Below are 16,480 nucleotides of genomic sequence, written 5' to 3'. Positions count from 1 at the left end.
CTCTGTCACTAGGTTCTCCCGCTCTCAGTTGCTGTAATGTCGTTCTCAAAGGAAATGTTGTTCTGGTCTGGAATACCAGTGTCGTCGGTCATAGCGTACGGAATCGAACGTCATTTTCCAGTTGCGTGAAGTTTCCTCAATGCGATTACCGTTTGGTGTCTAAGCCGCAGCGGTCGCTCTTTAGCCAATTTCACCGCGATGATCGCACCGGGTCAAATATAGATTATTGCCGAAGTCCATCTGGAATCCAGATGCATTTCGTCCTGCTAACTGAGGAAAGAGCCATCTGGGTTTATCATGAGTCCGGAGCAGCTGCCCGGCACGCGCTCAATCGGGTTGCTGTCGACCCTGAACATGAGTCGGCGGCCGCAGGGACGGCTGGACGAGGGTCACTTCGTGGAGACGGATAGCGCCTATTCACCAAGGCGCTGAGCCGCCGGTTCACGGCCGTGCCCACGACGTCCACGGCGAGGCCGAAGCCTGCCACAGGCCTGATTCCGCTCAACCCGGCCTCTTCCAGAGCGTGAGGTGACGCCGGATTCGATCATCCGGCTCCAGCTGAGGATCCATCAACCCTTGCCGTCTTCAGCGCTTGACATGGATCTCCCGCGGGAAGCTGGACGCTCCTATTAACCTCGCCATTTCTGTCGGATTGTGATTCCATCGGCTACTGATGGCGATTGGAGATTTCTATGGGGACTTCGCCTGGGTTCTTCGATGTCGATGATCGGCTTCGGCGGTTGAGCGACCTTGGCGATCAGCTCGAAGCCTATGGCCGGGTTGTGGACTTCGAGGCGTTCCGGCGAGATCTGGAAAGGGCGCTTGCCTATACGAGCGGGCCGCACGGTGGACGCCCGCCCTACGATCCCGTCATGATGCTGAAGGTGCTGGTCATCCAGACTGTCAACAACCTGTCGGACGAACGCACCGAGTTCCTGATCAATGATCGGCTGTCGTTCATGCGGTTCCTTGGGCTGGGACTTTCGGACCGGGTTCCCGATGCGCGCACGATCTGGCTGTTTCGGGAAAGGCTGACGAGGACCGGAGCGATCAAAGTCTTGTTTGAACGCTTCGATGCGATGCTGTGCGAGGCGGGCTACATTGCCATGTCGGGCCAGATCGTGGATTCGAGCCTTATCGCCGCGCCGAAGCAGAGGAACACGAAGGAGGAGAAGGACGACATCAAGGCCGGTCGCATCCCGCAAGATTGGCAGGACAAGCCGGCGAAACTACGCCAGAAAAATCGCGACGCGCGCTGGACGGTCAAGTTCACCAAGGCCAAGCCGCAGGCAGACGGCACGATGCCACCAGTCGATATCGCCATTCCCGCTTTCGGCTATCAGAACCACATCTCGATCGACGCCAAGCATGGCCTGATCCGCAAATGGCTGGCAACGGATGCGGCGGCTTAGAGGGAGCCAGGCTGCGGGAGGGGTTGCTCGACAGATCCAACACCTCCAGGAGCGTTTGGGCCGACACCGCTTACAGATCGAACGCCAACGAGGCCTTCATGGAGAAGCAGGGCTTCATCAGCCGGGTCCATCGCAAGAAGCCGAAGGGCAGACCGATGCCCGAAACCACTAGGCGCGCCAACAACATCAAGTCGAGAGTCCGCGCTCGCGTCGAGCATGTCTTCGCCGAGCAGAAGAGCCGTATGGGGCTGTTCATCCGAACAATCGGCATCGCACGCGCCACGACGAAGAGCGGCATGGCCAACACCTCTATAACATGAAGCGCCTGATCTATCTGGACCGCATCGCTGGCGCATGAACTACGGCCGGAAGGGCCAACGACTGCGCGGCGCGAGCCAGAAATCGCTGGCGAACGACGTACCTACGCGCGGAAAGGCGCCAGTCATACTTCAGTCAGCACGTTGATCGAAGCGTCCAGCTGGTCAGCGTTTCGCAGCCATTGGCCGTGACGAGGATCGTTTCGCTGACTTCGATCCCCCAGCCATCCATCCACATGCCGAGGATGGAGTGGAGAACATTGCCCGGCTTCAGGATCGTCTTGTCGCCCTGACGCAGGCTAATCGTATGCTCGCCCCAATCCGGCGGGTAAGCGGCGCCAATCGAATAGCCGATGCGGGACTCCTTCTTCAGGCCGTAGCGCTGGATGACGTTACGCCAGCTTGCCTCGACGTCTTCCGCCACAACACCAGGCTTGATCGCAGCAAGGACGGCCTCCATGCCTTCCAGCACGGCCTATACCCGCTAGGGACGCCGCAGAAAGCCGTGATTCCCCCCCGATCGGAAGGCGAGCCTGCTTCCGTCGAATTGGTGCGGGAGAGCTGATTGTGCGTCGCAGTCTCGGGTGCGATCCGCCTGAGGAGGTTCTGGCCCAGGCCGAGATAGTATAGTTCGATAAGCCCGAGGGCACTCTTTTTCGTTAGGATCAATCACTTTCTGCGACAACCTTTGGCGGAACGGCTTCGAGGGATCGGTTTCGCGCATCCTTGAGGATGTTATGCGCAGGTCCAGCGCAACGCCCCGGCTGCTGAGTGAGACGGCTCTATGAGATACAGACCTTGTAGGCGTCATCTCGGTGCGAGATGGCGAACATACATAAACTGAATTTGACGCAAACGGCCTTGCAATCAACTATCGGTGAAACAAAGGCGCTTACCCGCGCTAAAAAGGGAAATGAAAGATGACGATTTCTCGACGCAGCCTCTTCAAGACGGGTATCGCCGCCGGAGCCGTCTTATCGATGCCGTCAGTCCTGCGCGCACAGACGGTGCCCCCCGACGCACGGACTGTGCACATGGTGAAGGTCGGCGGCTTAACCATCTTCGATCCCGTAGTTACGACCACTAACATCACTTTAGACCACGCAACAGCGGTTTACGACACGCTGTTCTCGCTTGACTCTAAACTTATGCCACAACCGCAAATGGTGGGAAAGTGGGACCTATCAGACGACAAGAAGACATATACATTTGAGTTGCGCGATGGCCTCAGCTGGCACGACGGAACCCCCGTCACCGCGGCCGACTGTGTTGCCTCGATCCGTCGATGGGGCCAAGTAAAACCTGGTGGCCAATTGCTAATGGCGCGGGCAAGCGACATCTCTAAGAAGGACGAGAACACATTCACCATAGTGCTGAAGAAGCCGCTGGGGCTTCTCCCAACTATCCTGACGCAGAACCTCTACGTCATGCGCGAGAAGGATGCTGCTACACCGGCGACCGACGCAGTTACCGCGAACGTCGGATCTGGGCCTTTTAAGTTCAATCATGCTCTGGCGAAGCCCGGCGCCAGTTTCACCTACGACCGCAACGAAAATTACGTGCCACGCAGCGAGCCATCTAATGGGTTGGCTGGCGGGAAGATAGTCAAGGTCGATCGGGTCATCTGGGACAATATCGGCGATCAGCAGACTGCTTTGGCGGCCTTGCAGGCGGGCGAGATTGACTACCTTGAGGGGCCGCCCGCCGATTTTTACCCTGTCATAGAGAGTGACCCTAATTTGGCGCTCCAAGTTCTCGATGCATCTGGTCAAGTTTATTTCTTGCGTATGAATTGTTTGCAAAAGCCGTTTGACAATGTGAGGGCGCGTCAGGCGGTTCTTCATTTGATCAACCAGGCGGCTTATCTGAGCGTCATTTCGCCTGACCCAAAATACAGCAGTACCGTCACTTCGTTTTTTGGCGACGGCAATCCGGTATCGAACGGGGAAAACACAGGATGGTTAAAAAAGGGCGGCGATCCAGAGAAGGCGAAGCAACTCCTCAAGGAGGCTGGATATGCAGGCGAAAAAGTCGTCATACTGCAGCCGACGGACTGGGCAGAGGCAAGCAACACCTCACAAGTTTTGGCGGCCGAGTTGCAGAAGATCGGCGTCAACGCCGAGCTAGCGGCGAGCGACTGGGGTGGACTTGTGGCCCGCCGTGCTAACAAGGGTCCGGTGGACGAGGGTGGCTGGAGCATCTTTATAACAAGTGAGTCCAACGCCTCCCGAGGCGATCCTACAGCAACAGAGTCTCTTGGCGCTCGTGGTGAGACAGGTTGGTTTGGTTGGCCGAACAGCGAAGAGTACGAGGCTTTTCGCGCCAAATGGGCCGATGTGGCAACACTCGAGGAGCGCAAGGCGTTGGCTCGCAAGATGCAGCAAGTTGCTTGGGATCTTGCTGGTACAGTTTTTCTGGGTCGGGTTGTTAGCCCAATCGCACGCCGCAAGACGCTTACCGGCCTTATCGGCATGCCGGAACTTATTCCGATGTGGAACATGCAGAAGGCGTCATAATGGCAGCCTATATTCTTCGCAGGTCGATTTCGGCCATCGCCGTCATGGCGATGGTCGGGATCTTCGTCTTCCTGCTTCTCAGGCTGGCTCCTGGCGATCCGGCGGCGATCATCGCCGGCAAATCGGCCACCGCGGAGATGATCGCCGGCATCCGCGAAAAGCTGGGCCTGAACGATCCTTTGCCGGTTCAGTTCATACGTTGGGTGCGCGACGTGCTCGGCGGCGATTTCGGCACCTCGATCTTTGCCGGACGACCGGTCCTTGATCTGATCTCGCAGCGGCTTGAACCGACCCTTTCGCTGTCGATCCTGACAATGATCCTTTCGGTGACAGTCGGGGTCTCCATCGGCATCCTTGCCGCGTGGCGGACTGGCGGGCTCGTCGATCGGCTCCTCGCGGCCTTTTCAGCGTTTGGTTATTCCGTCCCGGTCTTTGTCATCGGCTATTTCCTCATATACTTCTTTGCCATCAAGACACGCTGGCTGCCGGTCCAGGGGTACCTGCCGATCGAGCGTGGCCTTGGGCCATGGTTTGTGCATCTGGTCCTGCCCACAGTGGCGTTAAGTCTTGGCTTCATTGCATTCATCGCCCGGGTTACGCGGGCGAGCATGCTCGAGGTCCTGTCGGAAGACTATATGCGAACGGCTGCCGCCAAAGGCGCTTCGTCCTATTCCATGCTTTTTCACCATGCCTTGAAGAATGCTGGGGTCCCGATCCTGACGGTGATCGGCATAAGCTTCGCTTATCTGATCGGCGGAGTCGTGCTTACGGAAACGGTGTTCAACATCCCCGGTATCGGTCGTCTGGTCGTGGATGCAATCAACAACCGCGACTATCCGATCATTCAGAGTGTGCTGATCCTGACTTCGGGTCTGTATGTCCTTATCAACCTCACGGTCGATCTGGCGTACACCCTGATCGATCCCCGCATCCGGTACTGATATGACGATTATGTCCGCACCAGTTGAATACGTCCCTACGGGCCGCCTGCGAATATCCGACCTTCCCCGTCTGGCAAGCCGTCATCCGTTGGTCATCGCAGGCGGGGGCCTGTTGGCGCTTCTGATCATCCTGGCGCTCGCCGCCCCGCTTTACGCAGGCGATCCAGTGAACATGGATCCATTCAAGCGTCTCCAGCCGCCTTCCGACGAAATGTGGTTGGGGAGTGACAATCTGGGCCGGGACGTGTTTGCCCGAACGATCTTTGGTGCCCGGATCTCTCTCCTGGTAGGGCTGCTGTCGGCAGCGAGCGCGGCCATGGTCGGGCTTCTGATCGGCGTTGTCGCCGGCTATAGCCGCAGCTTCGACAATATCGTCATGCGGGTCATGGACGGCCTGATGTCGATCCCGACGATTCTGCTGGCGATTGCGCTCATTACTCTGACAGGACCCGGAATCGGCATCCTCATCGTTGCGATCGCAATCCCGGAGACGCCAGCCGTAGCGCGGTTGGTTCGTTCGGTGGTTCTGGGGGTTCGGGAGCGTCCCTACGTGGAGGCCGCGCTCTGCGGCGGTGCGCACCTGCCCAAGGTGCTGTGGCGACATATCTTGCCGAGCACCGTTCCGGCGCTCATGGTTCAGGGCGCTACCGTCTGCGCCAGCGCGATCCTGACGGAGGCGGGGCTGAGTTTCCTCGGCGTGGGCGTGCCGCCCGAGATTCCAAGCTGGGGCAACATGATCGCCAGTTCGCGCCTTTATCTCGCGATCGCTCCAATGACGATCTTCGCCCCCGGTGTCTGCCTTGCGGTCACGGTGCTTGCCGTCAACCTGCTCGGGGATGGTTTGCGCGATATGTTCGATCCCCGCGCGAAGCGGAGACGGTAACGTGCAGATGCATCAAACTGTAGGCGATGATGTGCTTCTCGATGTTCGAGACCTTGAGACGCACTTTTACGGCGAAGACAGCGTTACCCGCGCCTTGGGCGGCGTTAGCTTCCATGTGAAGAAAGGCGAAACGCTGGGGGTCGTCGGCGAATCCGGATGCGGGAAGAGCGTCACCGCCCTGTCGATCCTTCGTCTGCTGCCGAAGCTGACCGCCAGGACCGTCGGCGGCGAGATCCGCTTTCATGGACGCGACCTGCTTGATCTATCCGATCGAGAGATGCGACATATCCGCGGCGACCAGATCGCCATGATCTTCCAGGAGCCGATGACGAGTCTGAACCCGGTCTATACGGTCGGCCGGCAGATCGCCGAGGCGGTGCAGATCCACACAAAGGCGTCCCGCTCCGAGGCCATGAAGAAAGCAGAAGAGATGCTGCGGCTCGTGCGCATCGCGGACCCCGAACGCCGCGTCAACAACTATCCGCATGAGATGTCGGGCGGCATGCGCCAGCGCGCCATGATCGCCATGGCTCTTGCCTGCTCGCCGGAATTATTGATCGCCGACGAGCCGACGACCGCGCTTGACGTCACCATCCAGGCGCAGATCCTGCGACTCATCGTCGATCTGAAAGAGCGCACGGGAACAGCTGTCATGTTCATCACGCATGATCTGGGCGTTGTAGCCGAGACATGCCAACGCGTGATCGTGATGTACGCTGGCCGGATCGTAGAACAAGCGAACGTGACAGATTTGTTTGCGCACCCGGCGCATCCCTACACTCAGGGGCTCATGCGATCGGTGCCAGACCGACGGCGCGGCCGTCAGCGCCGCCTTCCGGAAATTCCCGGCATCGTGCCGAGCCTGCGCGAGCCCATTGTCGGCTGCAGCTTCGCTCCTCGCTGCCCGTTCGCTATCGACATTTGCCGCGAGAAGGCGCCCTTGCTGCGTGACGTCGGGTCGAGCCACGCCGCGGCTTGCTGGCGCGCCGAAGAGGTGATGGGCGCATGAACGGTCCTCTGCTGAAAGTCGACAATCTGACCAAGCACTATCCGCTTGGCTCGGGATTCTTCAAGAAAAGCATTCCAGTGATCCGGGCGGTGGAGGATGTATCCTTCACCGTTGAAGCGGGCGAGACACTTTGCATCGTCGGCGAGTCCGGCTGTGGCAAGTCTACCGTGGCGCGGCTCTTGATGCGGCTCGTCGAGCCGACGGCCGGGCGCGTACTGATCGAGGGAACCGATATTGCAAGCCTCAAGAAGCACACGCTCCACGCGTGGCGCCGTCGGATGCAGATGGTCTTTCAGGATCCTTACTCCTCGCTGAATCCGCGCCTTACTGCCGGGCAAATTATTACGGAGCCTGTCGAGAACTTTGAGCACCTCAACCGGAAGCAGCGTCAGGCACTCGCTGCGGACCTTCTCCGAAAAGTCGGAATGTCGCCCGAAATGATGCACAGGCTCCCGTCCGAATTGTCGGGCGGTCAGCGCCAGCGGCTCGGCATTGCACGCGCCCTGTCCCTCAACCCCTCCCTCATCATCGCCGATGAAGCGGTGTCAGCCTTGGATGTCTCCGTGCAGGCGCAGGTCCTGAATCTGCTTCTAGATCTCCAGCAGCAGATGGGCATCGCCTTCGTCTTCATCTCACATGACCTCGGCGTCGTGGAGCAGATCGCGCATCGCGTTGCCGTCATGTATCTGGGGCGGATCGTGGAGCTCGCCCCGAGCGAGGCGCTCTTCGCGAAACCGGTCCATCCCTACACCGAGGCGCTGATCGCGGCAGCTCCGGTGCCCGATCCCACGCGGATTCGACTAGAAGCAGCCGTCGAGGGCGAGGTACCAAGCCCCATCAATCCGCCGAGCGGATGCGCGTTTCATCCGCGTTGCCCACTCGCGGTGGAGCGGTGCCGCATCGAAGTGCCGCCTTTGGTGCCAATGGTAGATGGGCGCGTCGTGGCCTGTCACGTGCGCGCTCCGGCCACAGGCATGCCGGGCCAGGTGTATGCAGTGGCCAACTTGGCTACGCCAATCTCAGCAATTACCGGTAGATAGAATTGGAACGCCAGGTTGGTATGCCTCGTTGACGAGCCATTTCCGCTGGCAGACATAACTGGTCATCCGCATCAGTGCGGACGGCAACATGACCGTAACACGCCGTTCGAATTCGTAAGGGGACTTCGCAACATATTCCACCCGATAGGCTGCCTCTTGATGACGGACCAAATTGGCGGCCCCGATACGGGGCAACCTGCTCAGAAGAACCGTGCAATGTAGTTGGTTAGTCCACGCCCAGAACTGGGACTGGAAGCAAGAATGTTCCGGTGCCGAAGGTTCGGCCCGCAACAACTGATGAAAGGAAGTCTGTAAATGGGCATTCTTGAATTCGACGGCCAGTGCTATCTTGACGGCCGTGCGTCCGATCCGCGGGAGCTCGGCTGGATGCATGGTGCGCCTCCCCCCGCCGACAAGCGCATCACGTTCGAGAGCGACTGCTTCCGAACCTTTCCACAGATCCGCTGGTCGCTTTCACACATGCGCGAACTAACCGCAACTGTGAACGTGTGGCGCGGCCCTGGCGCACCTTCGCATTTTCAGCGCCAGGACCGGACGAACGAGATCGACGCGTTGGCGTTCACGGACGCGAACGGCCGTCCACGCCGCTTCGAAGAGGCGCTGTTCGACACTTACGCCGATGGCATGGTGGTATTGCATCGCGGACGCATCGTTTACGAGAGGTATTTCGGGGCGCTCGAGCCGCAATTGCCCCACGCGTGCCATTCAGTCACAAAGTCGTACGCGGGTACGCTCGCCGCAGCGTTCGTCCACGAAGGTGTTCTCGACGATCGCAAAGCGATCTCGCACTACCTGCCCGAACTGTATGGCACGGCCTGGGAAGACGCCACCCTGCGCCAGGTGATGGACATGCAGACTGGTCTGGCTCACACTGAGATCTACGCCGACGAGAACTCCGACCTCTGGGCGTATTCGCGCGCCTGTGGTTTTCGGCCGCGGTTGGCCGGCTATGACGGACCGCAGACGATGTGCGATTACCTTGCGACCGTTCGCAAGGAAGGCGCACACGGCGAAACCCTAGATTATAAAACCGTCAACACCGAAGTGATGGCCTGGGTGATATCGCGCGTGACAGGCTGCTCGTTTGCGCAGTTGTTGCAGGAGCGCCTGTGGGCCCCGCTTGGTTGCGAAGAAGACGCGTATGTTGTCGTCGATAGTGCCGGCATCCCAATGGCGGGCGGTGGCTTGAGCACGAGCCTGCGTGACCTCGCACGCTTTGGCGAGTTGATGCGATGCGAAGGCGTGTGGAGTGGTAAACAACTCATTCCCGCGTCGGTCGTGCAGGACGTGCAAAAGGGCGACCACTCGGCCAAGCTCCCCGACGGATACTCGTATCGCAGCCAGTGGTGGGTGACGCACAACGAGTTGGGCGCCGTCGAAGCCCGGGGCATCCACGGCCAGCGCCTTTATATCGCGCCAGAGGCGGAGATGGTGGCCGCGCGTTTCGCGTCGCATCCGGTGGCGTCGGCCGACGCCAGCGACCTAATCACGATGCCGCAAATGTTAGCTCTAGGGCTGATGCTGCGCGGCTAGCCTGCGCGTGCACCAACCTCCGGGGAATGGCGCAGCCGTACTGTTTTCCCTGAGGTTCGGCTGAGCCAAGGACGGTTTTCTTTCATATTCAAACACTTGAGGAAGCTATGAAAATGTCAGACGACAATAATTCTCGTCCGGTCCATCGCGCGGATGGATACGATACGGTGGGCTCGATTGAAACAAACGTTGCGGACGGCTTCACGATGGTAGCAGTCGGCGACCTCATCGTATCGCGGGCGCTGACCAACTACCAACATCCCGGCTTTGGCGATGTCGTCGAGATCCTTCATGACGCCGATGCCACCTTCGGCAACATGGAAACTCTGATCTTCGATATCCAATCGTTCAACGGCAGCCCCCAGGCAGAGTACGGCGGTGCGTATCACATCAGCCTACCGGAACTCGGACCTGATTTGAAGGCGATGGGGTTCAATATGGTCAGTCGTGCGAACAACCATACCCTTGATTGGGGCCTTGAAGGCATGCGCGAGACGAGTCGGGTGCTCGACGAGGCCGGTATCGTTCATGCAGGTGTCGGTGAGAACCTTGCGCAAGCTGGCGCCGCTCGCTTTCTGGAAACAAAACGCGGTCGCGTGGCGTTGGTGTCATTTGCTACGACGTTTACACCTATGTCCCGTGCAGGCGATCCCGCCGGCGAGGCGCCTGGCAGACCTGGCCTTAATCCCCTGCGGTTGACGGAGAGCATCGTCGTTCCGGAGCAATCGTTAGAAAGCTTAAAGCAGTTACGCGACGCGCTCCCAGGCACCGATCGCAAATTGAATCGCAGTAACCCAAATCAAGTTTCGTTTCCTGGACTAAACTTTAGGGCTGGAGACCAAGCCGGGTACAGCTATGAACCCAACTCGCAAGATGTCGCCAACATCCTTCGGAATGTCCGCCGGGGCAAACAATTCTCCGACTTCTGCATCGTCACGAACCACGGTCACGAGCCTAATTGGAGCCAGGGAGTGAGCCAGGAACCGCCGGATTACGAGCCATCCTTTGCGCGTAAGATGATCGATGCCGGCGCTGACGCATACATCGGGCACGGACCGCATCTGCTGCGAGGTGTCGAAATTTACAAGGACCGGCCGATCTTTTATAGCCTGGGAAATTTCTTCTATGATGACCTCCGGACGCCTATCGGGGCTGACCAATTCGCCGCCATTGGTAAGGACCCTCGGACCGACACGGATGCGGACGTCACAGCCTCTGAAGAGGCTAACGGTGACGCGATCTGGGAAGGATTTCAAGACCCAGTCTACTATGAGAGCATTATCGCCGTCAGCCGATTTGAAAACAATACTCTTGCTGAATTGCGACTCTATCCTGTCGAGCTTGGGTATTCGATGAGGTTTGCAAATCGAGGGCTGCCGCGCCTCGTCTCCGGGCCGCAAGCAAAGGCCATTTTGGAACGTCTTCAGAAGCTCTCGGAGCCGTTTGGAACCCAAGTCGCCATGGAGAACGACGTCGGAGTCATAAGGCTGAAGTCTGGCTCATCACTATGAGGCATCTCGGAGGCGCGAATTAGCAGCTTTATCCAGAAAATCGCAAACGCGCTTTAGATAGGCTGGCAACCACTCGTGATGGCAATGTCACTAGAGATTCACGTCGCCGGTCGTCTCCACCAGAAGTCGCGCGAAATGTCTTGATCACTAGTCTCGTAATTCTGTACTAATGGAGGCTGAACTTGAGTGACGCATCACACCTTACATTCGATTTGGGCAAACTCGGCGGGAGCACGGGGCATCTCTTTGTCCCCAAAGGCGCCGACTGCGAAGCTCTTTCGCTTCCGGTCTTCAGCCTCAACAAAGGGGAGGGACCGCGCCTGCTTATCACTGGCGGAAATCATGGCAATGAATTGGAGGGGCCAATAGTTGCTCGACGACTTATTGAGTGGCTACCTGAGGCGCAAACCTGTGGTAGGGTTATCATCGTACCAGTGCTCAATCCGCCGGCTGTGCAGGCATGGACCCGGAACACGCCGATCGATGGTTTGAATCTCAATCGAGTGTTTCCGGGCCGCGCCGACGGGTCGGTAACCGAACGCATTGCGGATGCTGTTTCGCGCCTATTGTTGCCGATGGCCGACACGGTCTTCGATCTGCACAGCTTCGGACCAGTGTGGGATTTTCCCCCGGCGGTCACGACGCATCCTATTGCTGATGCCGATCTCATGAGCAAGACGCTCCAAATGGCAGAGGCATTCAAACTTCCCCTGACATTGGTCTGGGAAAACGATGATACGCTTGGAATGTTCGATATCTTGGTCCAAAACCAGGGCAAGGTATTCGTTTGCGCTGAATTCGGAGGCGGCACGGTCGGCTCCGAAGCTCTCGCGATCTACGAAGCTGGAGTACGCAACGCACTCGTAGCGCTTGGACTCGTCGAAGGAAAAGCCGAGTATCCGACCTTTCGTCAAAAGAAGTCCAGCCAGACACTTGAAATGCTTTCGTCTGACATATTGAAATCGCCGGCGCGGGGCATCTTCGAACCTCGCTGCTCGGTGTTGGATGAAGTGAAGCAGGGAGATCTCATAGGAGTTCTGCATTCCATCGAGTCGCTGTCGGCTGATTCCATTGATATTCGTGCGCCTACTACATCCACCGTCGGTGCTATCCGATCCGGCGCCCATGTCGACGCCGGCGAGGAGATAATTTATCTTGCTCGACCCGCTAAATCTTTGAGGATGAGGCGCGTCGAACTACTGTTGGATCACTAGCAATAGGGCCTGGAGGACAATGACGACTAGTTCGACGCGGCTGAGCCTTTCCATGCAGTTTTTGCCGTCGGCGTTCAACATCGAATCCCCGGCGGATTTTGGTTCGACGCAAGCTCAAATTTAGAACTACGCCAAGATCGTATCGATCTTGGACAACCGGGGTCTGCGCCGACGGTTTCCGCGGCTGATCACCTGCGACATTTCTGGTTTCGGGGACACAGGGCCGTATTCCCATTTGAAGGCTTATGATCTTATCGTTCAGGCTAAAACAGGTCTATGCGCTTATCACCGGCAACCAACAAGGCCCGCGCGAGTAGGGGTCTCTGTTTGCGATATCTCGGCGGGCATGACGGCACACAGCGCCATTCTTCAGGCACTGTTCCACCGCGAGCGGCCATGTGAAGGCGCCAGCATACAGGTCTCGTATTCGATGCCGTCGCCGACTGGATGAATGTGCCGGTTCTGCAAAACGAATATAGCGGCTTGGAGTTGCCCCTATTTGACCGGACAGTCGGCTATTGAGTTTGTGCTCGGATGAACTCTCTTGGGGAGCGCATTCTGAGCCCTGAATGAGGATGGTTTTCGTTGTAGTCCTCGAACCATCCGGCGATTTTGCCGAGTGCGGTGACCGCATCTGGCAAAGGATTGACGCGAGCATAGTCGCGTTTGAAGGTTTTGACGAAGCTCTCGGATATGCCGTTCGACTCCGGGCTCTGGACCGGCGTGAAGCAGGCAATGAGATTGAGCGCGGTGGCGAAGTCGCGCGTCTCCTTGGCGGTGTAGGCACTGCATTGTCCGTCAGCCATCGAGCGGCGCCGGCGACTGGAGGGCGCCGAACCTGCTCTCGACAGCTTCCAGCATCATGTCCCGGATCATGCTGCCGCTGATGCCCGATCCGACGACGGCATGCCATGCGATGATCTCGCGGTCATGGGCATCGATGATGAAGGCGACCCTGATGATATCTCCGTTCCAGCATCCGACCTCGAAGCCATCGGAACACCAGCGCAGGTTCGAGCGCATGACGATGACCTTGCCGTCATGGACGCGGCCGGTCCTGCGGCCCGTGTGCCTCGCAAGCAGCATGCTGTTCTGGCGCATGATACGGAAGACGCGCTTGTGATTGATGGCCGGTTCGCCCGTCTTGGCGCGTTCCCTGTTCGTCAGGGCTGTGATGCGACGATAGCCATAGGTCGGGCGTTCGTCGATCAGGCGGCGAACCAGCTCCAAGAGCCCATCGTCGTCGGGTTTGCGATAAGGCCCGCGCGGCTTCACCAGGCGATGCACCTTGTCATGGAGATGGGAACGCGCCACCCCGAGGGTCTCGGCAACGGCCTTCATCGGGAACCGTCCCTCGGCTGCGACAAGAGCCGCAAGTTCGGTTTTTTTGACTCCGACCTGGCCAGCGCGTCTTTGAGGATCTCCACTTCCATGGTCTTGCGGCCGAGAAGCCGCTCGAGGTCGCGAACGCGCTCTTCAAGCCGCCGCACTTCCGAACTCCCGACCACAGATTCGTCCGATCCCACCGCAGCCGCTCCGCCTTCCTTCAATAAACGACGCCAACGATACAAAAGATTTGGCGCCACGCCTCGTCGTCGGGCGACAGAGGACACGGTCTCGCCCGGAAGGAAACTCTCCTCGATAATCTGCTGCTTCTGTTCGGTCGTCCAGTGTCGGCGCCGTACCTCACCGGTGATCAGTTCAATCCGTCGATAGTCGTCAGCCATAAGCCTGTGCTTGAGGATATCCCCAAGCCTCCCGCGTTAGGCCGACTGTCCGGTCGAAATGGGGGCCAGTTCACGGCTATCACACACTGTACGCGCCGGCGTGAAACACCCGTCGCATGCGCCTCGAGCTCGTGCATTGCATCGTGGCAGGACAGTTCAGAAAACCGCCGTTCAATGATCTGATCGAGTTGCGCCGGTTGTCGAGGCGGTCCATGTTGTCGGCAAAACTAGGTGCCCGTGTGAGCTCGGGCTGCTTCGGGAATTTCTCGCAGAAGTTCACCCATTCTCGGTCATTCTGGACCGAAAAGATGACCTCTTTTCCATCGGCGCAACGATAGTCTTGCGCCGGGCGCCTTGCAAAGGCTCGCGTTCATTGCGTCGCCACTTCCGAGAATTGTCGCATGGCGCTCGGTCCTGAAGACTTCAGTGCCGCTGTTAGCGGCACCCCGGCATTCGACCTTCTGTTGACGCCGAACCTGTCTGTTCTGTTTGCCGCCCGTGCGGCCGGATTGCTCCCGCTCTCCGACACTGATGAACTTCGTGAAGCCGCGGTGCGCGCGCGGCGGCTTGGCTTTGCTGGAGCCTTGGCGATCCATCCGACACAGGTGGCCATATTCAATGAGGCTTTCTCGGCAAGCGCCCAGGAGCTCGAGTGGGCCCATAAAAGTCGTCGCGCCGGAAAATGATGCCGCCACGCTTGGCCTCTCTGCATTCTCGTTGAATGGCAAGATGATCGATCCCCCAGTGGTCCGGCGCGCCCACGAGATCCTGGCTCTCTCCAGCAACAACTGAGCCTTTAATCAGTGGCCGGACAGGTATTTACGCCGATCATCCGGGTTGGCACGCAGTTCAGTCAGGCCAGCGGCCATGAATTTGAACTAGTGCCACAGTTTGTGGCCAAGGTCGTCAGGCCATTGATGGAGAGCAAGCACTGGTCAGCCACGGCTCCGGACCGGCCTTAGGCACATCCGAATACAGTTTTTAGTGCTAGCACTCTTTCACGGCTGTCTGAGCCGTATCAATCTGGATTTGAGATGGTTTTGGCGACATTCGATATTTGGCCGCATGCGGCTATCGCGATGAAACTGCAGGGAAGCGAGCCCATGGTCCGGATATCGGCTAGTCTCGCACTGGCAGGAATAAGTCAAGCGGAACAAAGTTGTGCAATGTGCGAGCTCACTCGGCGAGTGACCTACCGAGCCCGCTCCTTAGGCATCCGTCTTGACCACAGCCGCATCACTAGCGCCGGGGCATACGGATGCGCCCCGTCTCGATCTTGCGTACCTCTTCTCGATGCCGTTGATACATCTCGTTGGAGGCAGCTAGCCGAATGAGGTGGCATAGGTCGAAGCCGGCTTTTGCGAGCATCCTAGGAAAGGTGCTCGTTGCGGTCAGGAGCGGGACCAAGTTGACTTCGAAGAAGTGAACACGTTGTTGCTCGTCAACGATGAAATCAAGGCGCCCGAATGTGTGGAGCCTGAACTCTCGAGCGATCTGCGTGGAAATCGAAGCGATACTGGTTTGGAGGGTGTCCTCTACGTCGTGGAAGTCTACAGAGTATTCACACTCTCCCGTCTTCTGATCATACCCGAGGAAGCCCCAGGGATTGTTGATCCGCCCAACCGGAAGCGCCGTAATCTCATGGCCATCGATTAAGACGCCGCAAGTGTACTCTGTTCCAATAATTCGCTGCTGGACCAAAAACGAAGGGTCATACGGAGCGACCCGTTCGGAATAGGAACGGAGGCCGTCTTCCAAGAGTTCGTCGGTGCACTCGGTGAGGAAGGATCCTCCGAGCGTATTCGGTTTGAGGACACACGGGCCAGCAAGATGCCGCAGGGCGTCTGTGATGCCGGGTTCGAGATTGCGTTGGGAGACGTGGACCGTCGGGATCGGCGTCAACTCGGGGCAAAGTCGATTGGCAACTACGCCTTGCAGATACTTATCCGCTGAGAGCATGGCCGCAGTCTTGTCGCCAAAGCTGCCTGGAATGTCGTGGAATTGGGCAAGAGCCTGGATTTGGCCATCCTCTCCGTCCTGGCCCTGAAGAAGTGAAAAGACGAAAAGGCCATCGCTTATGAGTAGGTCAGCGAGAGAAGCTAGCGGGTGCGTTTCGGCGCGAGCTACGAGTTCCTCATGCTTGGGAATGCGATCCCAACCAAGCGCGAACCTGAGCAGGTCCCCGGATCGGGAGATGTAGTAGATAGATGCCGGTGAGATATCCTCACCGGAAGCATTGTTGAGGACGTCGACAAAGTGATTGTACATAGCAATCGACCAATCGTGCTCCACGGACCGGCCGCCATACATGAGCGCCAATTTCATGAAGATTACCTTTCGGAATGGGTTGCGGGGC

10 protein-coding genes and 5 pseudogenes are annotated in these 16,480 nt (G+C 58.4%); 11 read left to right on the top strand and 4 right to left on the bottom strand.

Annotated features, from left to right (window positions below; genetic code table 11):
- Positions 1–692: 692 nt before the first annotated feature.
- Positions 693–1,770: pseudogene (locus MESS4_RS03695) on the top strand (IS5 family transposase).
- Between the two features lie 95 nt (positions 1,771–1,865).
- Here the strand turns inward: MESS4_RS03695 and MESS4_RS03690 are convergent.
- Positions 1,866–2,204, bottom strand: a pseudogene (locus tag MESS4_RS03690) (M24 family metallopeptidase); the annotation flags it as partial.
- A gap of 445 nt (positions 2,205–2,649) precedes the next feature.
- On the opposite strand from MESS4_RS03690, the gene MESS4_RS03685 reads away from it, so the two are divergent.
- From MESS4_RS03685 to MESS4_RS31630, 9 genes and pseudogenes are all read left to right on the top strand, one after another.
- Positions 2,650–4,245 carry an ABC transporter substrate-binding protein gene (locus MESS4_RS03685; RefSeq protein WP_006326751.1) on the top strand — a complete coding sequence of 532 codons (1,596 nt, stop codon included), beginning with the start codon at positions 2,650–2,652 and terminating at the stop codon, positions 4,243–4,245.
- A complete protein-coding gene (locus tag MESS4_RS03680) occupies positions 4,245–5,186 on the top strand; it encodes an ABC transporter permease (RefSeq protein ID WP_006326750.1) in 942 nt (313 codons plus the stop codon). Before MESS4_RS03685 ends, MESS4_RS03680 begins: the two co-directional genes overlap by 1 nt.
- 1 nt (position 5,187) lies before the next feature.
- Positions 5,188–6,069: an ABC transporter permease gene (locus MESS4_RS03675; protein WP_006326749.1), complete on the top strand. Its 882-nt coding sequence runs from the start codon at positions 5,188–5,190 to the stop codon at positions 6,067–6,069.
- A gap of 7 nt (positions 6,070–6,076) precedes the next feature.
- Positions 6,077–7,078: an ABC transporter ATP-binding protein gene (locus MESS4_RS03670; protein ID WP_006326748.1), complete on the top strand. Its 1,002-nt coding sequence runs from the start codon at positions 6,077–6,079 to the stop codon at positions 7,076–7,078.
- The gene (locus MESS4_RS03665; protein WP_006326747.1) at positions 7,075–8,118 is read left to right on the top strand and encodes a dipeptide ABC transporter ATP-binding protein; all 1,044 of its coding nucleotides are present in this window, start codon (positions 7,075–7,077) and stop codon (positions 8,116–8,118) included. Before MESS4_RS03670 ends, MESS4_RS03665 begins: the two co-directional genes overlap by 4 nt.
- Positions 8,119–8,433: 315 nt before the next feature.
- Complete coding sequence (locus MESS4_RS03660) at positions 8,434–9,672, top strand: serine hydrolase (protein WP_006326738.1); 1,239 nt, start codon at positions 8,434–8,436, stop codon at positions 9,670–9,672.
- 113 nt (positions 9,673–9,785) lie between these two features.
- On the top strand, positions 9,786–11,183 hold the full coding sequence (locus tag MESS4_RS03655) for a CapA family protein (protein WP_006326736.1): 1,398 nt from the start codon (positions 9,786–9,788) through the stop codon (positions 11,181–11,183).
- Positions 11,184–11,365: 182 nt separating this feature from the next.
- A complete protein-coding gene (locus MESS4_RS03650) occupies positions 11,366–12,397 on the top strand; it encodes a succinylglutamate desuccinylase/aspartoacylase family protein (RefSeq protein ID WP_006326730.1) in 1,032 nt (343 codons plus the stop codon).
- Positions 12,398–12,560: 163 nt separating this feature from the next.
- A pseudogene (locus MESS4_RS31630) lies at positions 12,561–12,880 on the top strand (CoA transferase); the annotation flags it as partial.
- A gap of 32 nt (positions 12,881–12,912) precedes the next feature.
- On the opposite strand, the pseudogene MESS4_RS03645 reads toward MESS4_RS31630, so the two are convergent.
- Together MESS4_RS03645 and MESS4_RS34270 are read right to left on the bottom strand one after the other, a co-directional pair.
- A pseudogene (locus MESS4_RS03645) lies at positions 12,913–14,142 on the bottom strand (IS3 family transposase).
- A 71-nt stretch (positions 14,143–14,213) separates the two neighbouring features.
- Positions 14,214–14,461: pseudogene (locus MESS4_RS34270) on the bottom strand (CoA transferase); the annotation flags it as partial.
- A gap of 64 nt (positions 14,462–14,525) precedes the next feature.
- Between MESS4_RS34270 and MESS4_RS34265 the strand changes: the two are divergent.
- A complete protein-coding gene (locus MESS4_RS34265) occupies positions 14,526–14,810 on the top strand; it encodes a hypothetical protein (RefSeq protein WP_006326723.1) in 285 nt (94 codons plus the stop codon).
- A 553-nt stretch (positions 14,811–15,363) separates the two neighbouring features.
- Here MESS4_RS34265 and MESS4_RS03630 read toward each other — a convergent pair.
- On the bottom strand, positions 15,364–16,449 hold the full coding sequence (locus tag MESS4_RS03630; RefSeq protein WP_006326717.1) for a D-alanine--D-alanine ligase: 1,086 nt from the start codon (positions 16,447–16,449) through the stop codon (positions 15,364–15,366).
- Positions 16,450–16,480 lie beyond the last annotated feature (31 nt).

Origin of the sequence: Mesorhizobium sp. STM 4661 (assembly GCF_000359125.1) — a bacterium.
Lineage (GTDB): Bacteria > Pseudomonadota > Alphaproteobacteria > Rhizobiales > Rhizobiaceae > Mesorhizobium.
The sequence above is the reverse complement of the archived record's forward strand: the minus strand, read 5'-3'. Positions and strand labels throughout refer to the sequence as shown.

Bases quoted from the DNA above. Each gene is read 5' to 3' on its own strand.
- MESS4_RS03630 (WP_006326717.1), bottom strand. From the start codon at position 16,449: ATGAAATTGGCGCTCATGTATGGCGGCCGGTCCGTGGAGCACGATTGG.
- MESS4_RS03670 (WP_006326748.1), top strand. From the start codon at position 6,077: ATGCATCAAACTGTAGGCGATGATGTGCTTCTCGATGTTCGAGACCTT.
- MESS4_RS03655 (WP_006326736.1), top strand. From the start codon at position 9,786: ATGTCAGACGACAATAATTCTCGTCCGGTCCATCGCGCGGATGGATAC.
- MESS4_RS03680 (WP_006326750.1), top strand. From the start codon at position 4,245: ATGGCAGCCTATATTCTTCGCAGGTCGATTTCGGCCATCGCCGTCATG.
- MESS4_RS03685 (WP_006326751.1), top strand. From the start codon at position 2,650: ATGACGATTTCTCGACGCAGCCTCTTCAAGACGGGTATCGCCGCCGGA.
- MESS4_RS03660 (WP_006326738.1), top strand. From the start codon at position 8,434: ATGGGCATTCTTGAATTCGACGGCCAGTGCTATCTTGACGGCCGTGCG.
- MESS4_RS03675 (WP_006326749.1), top strand. From the start codon at position 5,188: ATGACGATTATGTCCGCACCAGTTGAATACGTCCCTACGGGCCGCCTG.
- MESS4_RS03665 (WP_006326747.1), top strand. From the start codon at position 7,075: ATGAACGGTCCTCTGCTGAAAGTCGACAATCTGACCAAGCACTATCCG.
- MESS4_RS34265 (WP_006326723.1), top strand. From the start codon at position 14,526: ATGGCGCTCGGTCCTGAAGACTTCAGTGCCGCTGTTAGCGGCACCCCG.